Origin of the sequence: Filobacillus milosensis, from assembly GCF_004402015.1 — a bacterium.
Taxonomy (GTDB): domain Bacteria; phylum Bacillota; class Bacilli; order Bacillales; family Alkalibacillaceae; genus Filobacillus; species Filobacillus milosensis.
In genome coordinates this window covers 119,578-131,265 of sequence record NZ_SOPW01000007.1, presented here as the reverse complement: position 1 = coordinate 131,265, position 11,688 = coordinate 119,578, and the positions used below count along the sequence as shown (strand labels likewise).

The 11,688-nt window shown below is 37.8% G+C and carries 13 protein-coding genes and 1 other annotated feature (1 of these 14 only partly in view); of the genes, 4 read left to right on the top strand and 9 right to left on the bottom strand.

Going from position 1 to position 11,688, the window contains the following annotated elements:
- Window positions 1-118 (bottom strand) — a binding site (T-box leader) (it extends 141 nt beyond the left edge of the window).
- Between the two features lie 54 nt (window positions 119-172).
- Window positions 173-685, bottom strand: coding sequence for a hypothetical protein (locus E3U55_RS08315; RefSeq protein WP_134339967.1), 513 nt, complete (start codon window positions 683-685; stop codon window positions 173-175).
- A 54-nt stretch (window positions 686-739) separates the two neighbouring features.
- Window positions 740-1,819: a GGDEF domain-containing protein gene (locus E3U55_RS08310; RefSeq protein ID WP_194840851.1), complete on the bottom strand. Its 1,080-nt coding sequence runs from the start codon at window positions 1,817-1,819 to the stop codon at window positions 740-742.
- Between the two features lie 184 nt (window positions 1,820-2,003).
- Here E3U55_RS08310 and E3U55_RS08305 point away from each other — a divergent pair, with 184 nt between their 5' ends.
- Window positions 2,004-2,273, top strand: a complete 270-nt coding sequence (locus E3U55_RS08305; protein WP_134339965.1) for a hypothetical protein — start codon at window positions 2,004-2,006, stop codon at window positions 2,271-2,273.
- A gap of 201 nt (window positions 2,274-2,474) precedes the next feature.
- On the opposite strand, the gene qoxD is transcribed toward E3U55_RS08305, so the two are convergent.
- The 4 genes from qoxD to qoxA are packed head-to-tail and all read right to left on the bottom strand — an operon-like array spanning window position 2,475 to window position 6,247.
- Complete coding sequence (gene qoxD, locus E3U55_RS08300; protein ID WP_134339964.1) at window positions 2,475-2,774, bottom strand: cytochrome aa3 quinol oxidase subunit IV; 300 nt, start codon at window positions 2,772-2,774, stop codon at window positions 2,475-2,477.
- Window positions 2,775-3,380, bottom strand: coding sequence for a cytochrome aa3 quinol oxidase subunit III (qoxC, locus tag E3U55_RS08295; RefSeq protein ID WP_134339963.1), 606 nt, complete (start codon window positions 3,378-3,380; stop codon window positions 2,775-2,777).
- Window positions 3,361-5,322: a cytochrome aa3 quinol oxidase subunit I gene (gene qoxB, locus E3U55_RS08290; RefSeq protein WP_228547512.1), complete on the bottom strand. Its 1,962-nt coding sequence runs from the start codon at window positions 5,320-5,322 to the stop codon at window positions 3,361-3,363. Before qoxB ends, qoxC begins: the two co-directional genes overlap by 20 nt.
- Window positions 5,303-6,247, bottom strand: a complete 945-nt coding sequence (gene qoxA / locus E3U55_RS08285) for a cytochrome aa3 quinol oxidase subunit II (RefSeq protein ID WP_134339961.1) — start codon at window positions 6,245-6,247, stop codon at window positions 5,303-5,305. Before qoxA ends, qoxB begins: the two co-directional genes overlap by 20 nt.
- Window positions 6,248-6,434: 187 nt before the next feature.
- Between qoxA and E3U55_RS08280 the strand changes: the two genes are divergently transcribed.
- The 3 genes from E3U55_RS08280 (at window position 6,435) to E3U55_RS08270 (ending at window position 8,649) form a co-directional block, all read left to right on the top strand.
- Window positions 6,435-7,406: a threonine ammonia-lyase gene (locus E3U55_RS08280; protein ID WP_134339960.1), complete on the top strand. Its 972-nt coding sequence runs from the start codon at window positions 6,435-6,437 to the stop codon at window positions 7,404-7,406.
- Window positions 7,406-7,771, top strand: a complete 366-nt coding sequence (locus tag E3U55_RS08275) for a nuclear transport factor 2 family protein (protein WP_134339959.1) — start codon at window positions 7,406-7,408, stop codon at window positions 7,769-7,771. The genes E3U55_RS08280 and E3U55_RS08275 overlap by 1 nt, the downstream gene beginning before the upstream one ends.
- Window positions 7,772-8,022: 251 nt before the next feature.
- Window positions 8,023-8,649, top strand: coding sequence for a class I SAM-dependent DNA methyltransferase (locus E3U55_RS08270; protein ID WP_134339958.1), 627 nt, complete (start codon window positions 8,023-8,025; stop codon window positions 8,647-8,649).
- Between the two features lie 107 nt (window positions 8,650-8,756).
- On the opposite strand, the gene E3U55_RS08265 is transcribed toward E3U55_RS08270, so the two are convergent.
- From E3U55_RS08265 to E3U55_RS08255, 3 genes are read right to left on the bottom strand one after another with little or no spacing between them, the layout of a single operon-like run.
- On the bottom strand, window positions 8,757-9,545 hold the full coding sequence (locus E3U55_RS08265; RefSeq protein WP_228547511.1) for an energy-coupling factor transporter transmembrane component T family protein: 789 nt from the start codon (window positions 9,543-9,545) through the stop codon (window positions 8,757-8,759).
- Window positions 9,514-11,088 (bottom strand): ABC transporter ATP-binding protein, encoded by a 1,575-nt coding sequence (locus E3U55_RS08260; RefSeq protein ID WP_134339956.1) that lies wholly within the window; start codon window positions 11,086-11,088, stop codon window positions 9,514-9,516. The genes E3U55_RS08265 and E3U55_RS08260 overlap by 32 nt, the downstream gene beginning before the upstream one ends.
- Complete coding sequence (locus E3U55_RS08255; RefSeq protein WP_134339955.1) at window positions 11,078-11,680, bottom strand: ECF transporter S component; 603 nt, start codon at window positions 11,678-11,680, stop codon at window positions 11,078-11,080. The genes E3U55_RS08260 and E3U55_RS08255 overlap by 11 nt, the downstream gene beginning before the upstream one ends.
- Window positions 11,681-11,688: the final 8 nt, after the last annotated feature.

Genomic DNA, 11,688 nt, shown 5'->3' with positions numbered 1-11,688 from the left:
CGCTACGTTAAGCTAGAGGCTCAGAAGTCCATTCCTTTTACGTCCTACGCTAGTTCACACCAACCACTAGCTCTCTGAAGCAGTTCGAAAAAGTACTCTTCTTCATCAACGCCGAACCGTATCTAATTTATTAATAGCTATCATATGATGATTTTATTTATATGTCAAGAATTTATTTATAATGTTTGTAAATTTTAAAGATTAGTCCAACGAAAATTAAAGTAAGAGCAGACACGCCACCGACTTTTGGCCAATCTAAAAATGGATCATCAGGCTTATCGACTTGTTCAAGTTGTATGGTTTCTAATTGGTTAAGATAGTTTAAATCATCCTTAGCCTTATTCATATGTCTAGTTTGACTGCACAGAGAATTCTCCCAGTCACCACGTTTATCTCTTAAGAAGTACAAATACTCTTCGCCTTCACGACTTCGATCGCCCCAAGAAGTATCTTCTTCAACAAAAATCCAGTTTTGTTTAACACCTTTAAAACTTTTAGAAACTTTCACGAGAACGACTTGCATACCTTTATTTTTTGTAAAAATTTTATCTACCGTGCCAACAATTACCCCATCGTAACGTTCAAAAGCTTCCTCCACAGGCTCTGGACCTGCACATGACAAAGCGAATGACTGAATAGGTTGGAGCATAATTAAAATGATTAACAGAAATAAAAACTTTTTCATTGATGCGCCCCCTTTATTAATAAGACGAAGCGGGGCGGGGATGGTTACAAAAACTTATGCGAAAACTTCAATATTATTCCTGCCAGCATCTTTTGCTTTGTACAACGCACGATCTGCTTCTTGATAGAGCGCATGATCCTTATCCATTGTCGCTTGATATTCCGCTACTCCAATGGAAATAGTCATTTGAATTGTATTTCTCTGAGGTAGTTTAAATATTGTACGCTCTACTCGATTTCGTATATTTTCAGCGATTTTCTCAACTTGTTTAATAGATTTACCAGAATATAAAATTGAAAATTCCTCGCCACCATTCCGAGCGATTTTTGCTCCCTCACCAGCTTCTTGCCTGAACAAGTCAGCTAGTTGTTTTAGCACTTCATCTCCAGCCATGTGCCCGTAAGTATCATTGATTTCTTTAAAATGGTCAATATCGAGCATGACAAGAACCATTGGAGTTTGGTTTGCTTTTGCATCATTCAGGAATTTGTCATAGTAATAGTAGAATGTGCGAACGTTATATAATCCAGTTAAAGCGTCTAGCCTTGAATACTCTCTATATTTTAAGAACAATTCACTGTTCCTTCTCACATATCTCACAAAATAAAAAGCCATCATTCCGCCAATTAACGTACAAATAACATGAACAACAGCGGCAAAAATTACAGCCTTATATACTGGCGCCACAATATACAATGCGATAGAAAAAATAAGTTGGCTATAAATTAATAAAATCAGCCATTTTTTCCATGGTATGGTCTGTAGATAATTAGCGATTAACCCACACCCTACCGCAATAAATAGCATCATAAATAAAGCGACATGTGAAGAAAAATTAATGTCAATCATGTATCGACCAACAGTAATCACTGCAGCCCCAATAAGAGGAGGAACTAATCCGCCGTAATAAGCAACAATTGCGATGGGTACGTGTCTTAAATCTAATATTGTAATATCATTCACATGAATGGAATAACGCATTAAGATAATACCTAAAGCACCAGCAAGTAATCCATCAGATAGCTTGACCCAAAACGGTGAATGGTAAGTTAATCTCCTAGTTCGAAACAATTGATGCCAAAAGAAAATAAAAGTGATTAATATGCAAATATTAATTATAAAGCTATCAACCATTGGCATTTCTTCCCTTTAATATAATAGATATTATAATTATAGCATATCTATAAGACAGTCGGACTAACATTTTGGAACAGATTGGCAGAATAAGGTGATTTAATATATATAATGTGTATATTCCGTGTCAAAAGTGTGTATATTCTGTTAAAATATAATAAAGAGATTAAGTGAGGTGAATTTTATGGGTGTCGTTATGATGTTCATGATTTTATCATCTGTAACCCCTTATTTATTTTACCGACTCAATAAAAAAACCTTAGCTGGAATTCAGTTTGTTTCATTATTCGGGATGTGGATGTACTATATAAACATTTCATTCTTAGGAACAGATCCTGGGATGTTTTCGTTATCATGGAGTGCGTTCTATCTGAGCCTGATTTTAGCTTGGGTCGCATGGATTATGTTTATTATTCATTTAGTTAAATCGAATGAAAAGTTATTAAATATTTAAAACCCTCATTTCAGAAGTTATCTGGAATGAGGGTTTTTGTTTGTGAAAAATTGTAAAGGCGGACGTTTTCCGTGGGCAACGCTTCAGCCTCCTCGTGAGCTAACGCTCACTGTGGGGTCTTCAGCTGTTGCTTTTCCCGCTGGAATCGCCGCCTTTTACTAATTCATAATAAATAAACATCTTCCAAATTAATCTTTTAAATCAAAACCCATAAACCATGGTGAAAAGAGAGCCTGCAACGACAATTGCGGCTGCGACAAACCCATGAAACATCATATTCCATGGAATGTGCCCGTTATTACTCTCAAACTCTACCATATGCATGAACATAATTAATTGAATGCCAGCTTGAATCACAGCCAGTAATAAAATCCCGACAATAATCCACAAAGTAGGCAGGTTTGATTTAAGGGCAACCCACGCAGCAACTAATGTTAAAACAATCGATAAAACATAACCGATGATATGCTGAGTGGGTATTCGTTTAGTTGAACTCGCCATTTATACCACCATCCCTATTAAATACACTGCAGTGAAAATAAAAATCCATATCACATCTAGAAAGTGCCAGTACAAGCTAATGATGAAAACTTTTTGACTGGTGACTGGCGTCAGTCCTCTTTTAACTATTTGAATGATTAATAGTGTTGCCCAACCGATTCCTAATGTAACGTGTAATCCATGCGTTCCCGCCAACACATAGAAGCTAGACCAAAACGCACTAGATTGTAATGTAGCCCCTTCATGGGTGTAATGCATAAATTCATAGATTTCAAAACCAAGAAAGCCTAATCCGAGTAGTAGTGTAATCACCATCCAGATGATCAAAGGTTTGACTTGCCCTTGACGCATATTATGAATCGCAATCCCACAGGTAAAACTACTTGTTAAAAGCAGGAAAGTCATAATTAACACTATTTCTGCTCCAAATAATTCACTTGGTAAAGGTGAATCAGCTGTTCTTCCGAATAATACGGCATAAGTTGCAAATAGTGTTGAAAATAAAACAACCTCTGCTGCTAAGAAGATCCAAAACCCTAATATATTCATCTGACCGTGCGTTGTTTGATATTCTAATGGGGTATGCTTAGCTTCCTGTGTGCTCATCATTTAACCCCCTTAATTGACGTTCAGTTCGTTTAATATCTTCTACTTCTACATGGTAACCATCATCATAATCAAATGAATGGATTCCCATCATCACAAGTACAGCTACTAAAAATACTGCAGATAAAATAATCCATTCAAATACAAGGGCAAAACTGGAGAAGAAAAGCAGTCCCATCATAATAAATGGTTGCCCTGAATAATTCGGCATATGAATCGGCTTAAGCTTACTTTCATCATATGTCGTTTCGCCACGCTTCTTCATATCATGAAAAGCATCCAGTTCTTTAACAGTGGGTTGAGTCGCAAAGTTATAGTGCGGAATTGGTGTCGGCGTTGCCCACTCAAGTGTACGACCATCCCAAGAGTCCCCTGTCTTTTCTCGAGGGCTCGTTTTGTAACTGTAATAAATATTAAGCACAAACAAGGCGAATCCTGCGCCCATTCCGAATGCTCCAATGGTTGAAATGAAATTTAGTGTAAACCATTCTGGTGCTGTATCGAATAATCGGCGTGGCATTCCGTCTAACCCTAAGAAATATTGAGGGAAGAAGGTAATATGGAAGCCAATCACAAACAACCAGAAGGATAGTTTTCCTAGTTTTTGATTCAATTTATGTCCAAACATCTTAGGATACCAATATTCCAGTCCTGCAAAACAGGCAAAAACTGTACCCGCAATTAACACGTAATGAAAGTGTGCAATTAAAAAGTACGAGTTATGGAATTGATAATCGGCAGCTGCCATTCCAAGCATGACACCTGTAACCCCACCAATCACAAAGCTTGGTATGAATGCCAGCGACCATAACATTGGGGTGGTAAATTGTATTTTTGATTTGTACAACGTTCCTAACCAGTTAAATATTTTTACTCCAGTAGGAACGGCAATTAACATCGTTGATACAGAGAAAACTGAGTTAACAAACGCACCTGCTCCCATCGTGAAGAAGTGGTGTACCCATACTAAGAAACTCAATCCAGCAATTAGAATCATTGACCAAACCATTGCTTTATAGCCAAACAATCGCTTATTAGCAAATGTCGCAATAATTTCTGAGAATATCCCGAATGCAGGGAGAATTACGATATAGACCTCAGGGTGTCCCCACATCCAGAACAAGTTTGCCCACAACATTGGCATGCCTTCACCTGTTAATGTGAAAAACTGAGCGCCAAAGATTCGATCAATCGTCATAAGCGCTAATGCGACAGTCAGGATTGGGAAAGCAAAAATGATAATAAAACAGGTCACTAATGTAGACCATGTAAAGATCGGCATTTGAAATAATTTCATGCCTGGCGCTCGCATTTTAAGTATGGTCACCATTAAGTTGATTCCTGTTGCGAGAGTACCAATACCTGAGAGTTGTAAACCTAGTAAGTAAAAGTTTTGACCTGGTCCAGGACTTAAAGCGGCTCCTGCCAGAGGCGTGTAACTGGTCCAACCCGCATCAGGAGAACCTCCAATGACAAATGATATATTAAACAGTAATGCCCCAAAGAAAAATGACCAGAAGCTCAAGGCGTTAACATACGGAAACGCAAAGTCTCGTGCTCCAATTTGTAAAGGAACAACAATATTCATTAACCCAATTAAGAAGGGCATGGCCATAAAAATAATCATGACCGTTCCATGAGTTGTGAAAATTTCGTTATAATGCTGTGAATTTAAAAAGTTTAAATCAGGAAAAGCTAGTTGAACGCGCATCATTAAGGCATCTACGCCACCACGGAACAGCATGGCAAGTGCACTTAAAATATACATAATCCCAATTTTTTTATGGTCAACAGTGGTCAGCCATTCACGCCATAACCAGCCCCATCTTTTAAAATAGGTTAATAGAAAAACGATGGCACAAGTTACAAGAACAATCGCAACCATACCTGCATAAATTAATGGTTCACCTGTTACGAAGAATTCACTGAGCTTCATCTGCATCACCTTCTTCCTCTGCGTCTGCTTTATCTAAGCTTTTTAAGTGAAGCTTTTTTTCATATGCATTTTGATGTCGTTTAATGGAGTAATCACTTCCCATCATTGTTCCATGATCCACCCATTCCAGGTGAGTATTTGAAAAAGCCATTTCTCCAATAATGCTAGGTTTTAACAATTCATTATATTGGTCTTGAGTTAATTCAGGCTTCTCATTTTTAATTTTGTTGACCCACTCCTTAAAAGCAGTATCTTCCTCGGCATGAACTTGGAAGGTCTGTAGAGAAAATCCTTCTCCATTAAAATTGGAGTTTCGCCCATCATAAACGCCTTCTTCATCTGCCTGTAAGTATAGAATTGTTTGCATCCCCGCCATATTGTATTTTTGACCACCTAGAGCTGGTATCCACAGTGCTGCCATGGAATCCGCTGAAGATAAGCGGAATTCAATTGGTCGCTCAGTCGGGATGTGTAAGTAATTAACAGTTTCGATCCCTTGTTCCGGATAACTGAAAAACCATTTCCAATCTGCAGATGTCGCATATACCACAAGCGGCTCTTCTTCATTAGCTGATTGTGGAGGTTTTTCTAAATCAAACAAGGTGTCAACGGTTGGAATTGATAATAATGTCACAATAATTAAGGGTATAATCGTCCATATGATTTCCACTTTAAGATTACCATCCTGTTCGGGTTCATAATCCTTGTTGCCACGCCCAGGACGATCTCTATATTTAAAGACCATATAACCAAAAAGTCCAAAGACCACAACGACAATCCCTAACATAAACCAGAGGGAGTAAATAATAAGTTCCTTTTGATCTTCGCCTACGGGTCCTTTGGGTTCTAATACACGAAGCTCACTACAACCCGTTATGATAGATAAAGAGAATAATAGAGTGAGAGTGATCAGGGTTTTATTAGATGACATGCGAAACACTCCTATTTATTAATAACAGTCATTAAATTCAACATTATTATATATTCTTGATATACCACTTTTTAACGATGTTTACTCTTTTGTGAGAAAATCCTCACAGATTTGTTGATGAGTTGACATAAATTCTTCAAAAAGGGAAACTGTAGAATAATTAACCTTTCTGGAGGAGTGTTAAGGTATGGTCCAATTAGAAGATATATTAAGAGCTCGAACAAGAATATCAAGTACGGTCAAAGTGACCCCGATGATGAAGTCACACCAATTATCAGAGAGAGTTGGGGCACAAATATTTTTAAAATCTGAGCACCTGCAGAAAACAGGTTCATTTAAGATAAGAGGGGCGACTAACCGAGTCATTCAAGCTAAAGATGATGAAGGGGCAAAGTTTGTGACTGCTGCTTCTTCAGGTAATCATGGTCAAGCCGTTGCATATATAGCGAATCAACTAGAGGTACCAGCTAAAATCGTTGTTCCTACTGATGCCACTACTAGCAAAGTGAATGCCATAAAAGAATATCGTGGTTTAGTGGAATTTTATGGAACAACGTCTGCTGAACGCATCCCTCGTGCGAAAGAATTAGCTGATGAATTGGATGGGGTATACATTCCACCTTATGATCATCCACATATCATAGCCGGTCAGGGAACAGTAGGCCTGGAAATTTTAGAGCAAATAGACGATGTAGATACCATTATTGTCCCAGTTGGTGGAGGAGGACTGAGCGCAGGAATTTTAACTGTGATTAAAGAAAAGAATCCTGATATCCGTGTGATTGGTGTTGAACCTGAAGCCGGGAATGATACAGCTGTATCTTTAGATCGCGGAAAAATTACTGCAGTAGATGGTACAGATCAAACAATTGCAGATGGACTTAGAACGACTCAACCAGGTGATTTGACCTTTCCTATTTTGCAAAAGTACATGGACGAATTAGTGTTAGTGAATGAAGATGAAATACGTTATGCGATGAGCTTTGTTATGGAACGTATGAAACAAATGGTTGAGCCATCGAGTGCTACAACAGTCGCTGCTGCCATGTTTGGTAAAGTACATGTAGCAGATGAAAAAGTTGTCTGTGTACTATCTGGCGGAAATGTTGACCTGGGCAAGCTCGGTCAAACACTCGTAAAAACAGAAGGGGGATCGTAATGGAAGATTTATCTGTTCATTTAAAAGAGCTTGAGGAAACACTTCTACTAAAAAGAAAGAAGGACTTTGAACAATTATTAGCTGATGACTTTTTAGAGTTTGGTAGTTCTGGTAGAGTTTTCAATAAACAAGATCAGCTTGATACTTTTGATGAAACAGGCATACATCAACGAAGTTGGGAGTATGTCATGTCAGACTTTCATATGGAAAAATTGGGAGAGGGAGTTGCGTTGGTAACTTTTCGTGTTTTCGATAAACATAACAACCGCCATTCATTACGTAGTTCAATATGGAAACTAAACAATGGACAATGGCAGATGTTTTTTCACCAAGGGACTATTACTAATAAATCACCTGAGCTTTAGCTTGGGTGATTTTTTATAAAGTACAAAAATTCAGCCATAGGACATAGTAATGTGGTATTTTTTATGGGTTTGCAGTGTTTAAAACCTTGTTTTTAATTTGAAGTGTCCGGAAAACGTTGTTCTTTTTTTTGATTGTAATTGGTTAAATTTTCAAATAAAATAGCCTTAAACTAATAAACAAGGAGTGGTCATGATGAAACAGGTAAGAAAGCAAATAACATCTAACAACCAAATTATTGGAGGAATACAATTTGAACAGATCGACAAAGGAAACGAAAAATTTATTTAATGAATGGGCTCAAACTTACGATAGGGATTTAGAAAATGCATCGGGGCCACTACTAGGCTATGAAGCAAGTCTAGCTTTATCAAAAGAGTTATTAACTATTAAAGAGAACGCTAAATTACTAGATATCGGAATCGGTACAGGAGCATTTGCTTCTCTTTTGAGCAGAGAAGACACTAAAGTGTGGGGCGTTGACCTCTCTGAGAAGATGATTGATGAATGTCAGAACAAACACCATGAATATCGACTAGAGGTTGGAACGTTTAATGAACCTAATGTTGATACGTCTTTTGATTACATTGTATCTAGTTTTTGCTTTCATGAGGTTTTGCCGAATGAGAGATTAAATGCATTGAACGTGTCGTTTGATTTGTTAGAAAAGAACGGAAAACTTTTTATGTTGGATATTATGTTTGCTTCTCAACAAGCAATGGATGACGGGAAAAAGGCAATCGGAGAATATTGGGATCCCACAGAGGATTACCCAATTATCAGTGAATTGGATGTTATGTTAAGAGACACAGGGTTTGAAAACGTTCGTTGGTTTCAAACTGGTCCTTATCATTGGGCAGTACTTGCAGAAAAAATATAAGATTAGCTCTCACGTGGTGACGTGAGAGCTTTCTATTGGTCCTTTGTAAACGCCTATCCGTCTATTTCTGGAATCTATTGGCCTTTTTCAAAAATCTATTGATCTATTTAAAACGTTCGACCAAATATATTCAAATACCCTAATTCGTAAGACAAGTAGAAGGCAAAGATTAGAGCAGCCACCATGGAGCTCAAAAATACCCAATCGCGTGATCGGACCCTCATCTCATGGTAGTGAGTACGGTTTCGATCCCCTGTGAAACCCTTAGATTCCATGGCATTCGCGACTCGCTCAGATTTTCGAATCGCATTTGCTAATAATGGAATCAAGTATCGTTTCATTCGTCCAAAACGCGCGCGAATGCCTTTTTTACGACTAACGCCCCGAATCTGGTGAGCTTGACGTAATAGATCGAGTTCGTGCTTAAATAAAGGTAAAAAGCGATATCCGGCTAAAATTCCATAGGTCAATTTTGGCGGTAGCTTTAACTGTTGCATCAAACTTAACATTAATTTAGTAGAGTCAGTCGTTAGTGCAAAGAGTAGTGAAAGTGAAATAAAGCACATAGACCTTAATGCTAAGCTGACCCCTACTTGTAGACTGCCTGTTGTAATATCGATCCACCAAAAGTCGACCAGCAGCTCACCCCCTGAGTATTTTTCGTTCGTATGAAGCATAGATGTCCAAGCTAATCCTAATGCAAACAAGGAAAGTGGAGCAAAGAACATCAGCCATCTTTTTATAGATACATCTCCGAATAAAAAAGTGATTGTTAAAATAAATATTAGAAATACGAGTGGCGTAATGACATCAAACGCTAAGCTTAGTAAAATACCTGGTATCAGGATTGAGATCCCTTTAACACTAGGGTTGATTGACGAGATCAACTGCTTCACCCGCCTTTTCTAAACGATAAGGCTTTCTTAATCTGGCCTCAGCTAATAATTCATCATTTTTCCACAGATCGTCTGGATGACCATCAAAAGCCAGGCTTCCCTCGTTGAGTACAATGACTCGATCACTGTAAATATCCACTAAATCCATGTCATGTGTGACAAAAACGATGGAAGTGCCTTTCATTTTTAATTCAGTTACGATTTTCATAAGTTCATTTGTCGTTTGGGCATCCTGACCAAATGTTGGTTCATCAAATAACAGTAATCCAGGGGTTTCATCTAACATAGTCGCTACACTTAATCGACGTTTTTGACCTCCACTTAAGGTGAAGGGGTTACTCCACTTATGATCAGTTAAATGAAATGCTCTTAAAAGATTACTTGCTACGGATTCTATCTTTTCATCTGGCTCATTGTTCAGTTTCATACCAAAAACGATTTCGTCATAAACCGTATCGGTAATAAATTGGTGCTCTGGGTTTTGAAAAACAAAACCTGTAACATGTCTTAATTCTTTTTCGGTCCAATCATTGAGTGGAGTATTGTAAAGTTTAATTTCGCCTTCATTAGGTTGCATTAAACGAGACATTAACTGTAGTAATGTCGACTTTCCAGCCCCATTTTGACCAACGATTGCAACGAATTCACCTTCATGAATATTAAAACTTACATGGTTTAATATAGCTTTATTTTTTCGTTTAAAAGCAACATCTTTCAAGTCCAGACATGGTTGCGCATTTTTTATAAGTGAAGGGATTCTTTTTCTTGTTGGTGCACCGGTATACTGTTTAGGTAAAAAGAGTCCCTGATTTTCTAGGCGTTGCGTCTCCTTAGTGAAAATCTCACTTGGCGAGCCATCTTCTAAAAGCTCACCGCTTTGATTTAATACAATCACTCGATTAATCAAAGGCAACCAGTCATCCGCTTGATGTTCAATCACCAGAATACTCATATCTATCTTTGTTTGAAGCTCACCGATTAACTCGATGAACTCCAAGCTTGATAATGGATCAAGATTTGCAGTTGGTTCGTCTAATATTAGCAATTCAGGTTCCATTAATAATACTGAAGCTAAAGCGATTTTTTGTTTTTGACCACCTGATAGCTCGTGAATTTTACTCTCGATAAACTCACTCATATTTACTTGTTTAAGAACCTCTTCAATTCTAGAGCGCATTTCAGAAGGTGGGACAGATAAATTTTCTAACGTAAAAGCCAGTTCATCTTCTACTCGAATCATACAAAATTGACTTTCAGGATCTTGAAAAACAATACCAATATTCTGGTTGAGCTCTCCACTTTCAAAATCATTAATGTTTCTTTCACGGTAATAAATTTCACCAGACGAAAAACCTTCAACTGCTTCAGGATATAAACCGTTTAAACAGAGCGCGAGTGTGCTTTTACCTGAACCGCTACCTCCCATTAACAGTGTTGATTCTCCCTTATAAATGGAGAAATTCAGGTTCTGAAGAATAGGATTTTGCTTTTTTTCATAAGAAAAAGAGAAATCCTTCAGTTTAATTAAAGGCTTACGCTGCATTTCTTTCACGCTTTTCTTGAAGCTCTTTACCTAACGCATAACCACGTAACACGCCTGTTTTCGCCAGCTGGTCACTGACAAACTTACCGATAATCCCCGTGATTATAATAGCGCTGATGACTCGTGCAATAAACATTAAAGTAAGAACCCATGGTGCATAAGCGTCAAACCCGGCAGTGAAATAATGATAAGGGAAACTTAATAATGCTGCGCCGACACCTGAGAAAATCAAGATTCGCAGACGATAATCTTTGTATCTAGTTAGTGCAAATGCGAGTTCAGCTCCTAAACCTTGAACAAAACCAGATAGTAATAAGCTTGGTCCTGTCGTTGACCCAGCAAGAACTTCAACTAGTGCTGCTATCATCTCAGCCATAAGAGCAGCACCAGGCTTCCGGATAATATAAGCGGCAATGACTGAAACAATAAACCATATACCGTAGATCACTTCGTAACCTAAATCACCTAAACCAAATGGTGCTAGTAGGCCTGTAAATATTTTTCCTACACCAAAAAACGCAAGATAAATAAAACCAAAGACTACACCTAAAATGGACATTAATACAATTTCTTTTAACTTCCATTGATTCATTTTGAGAA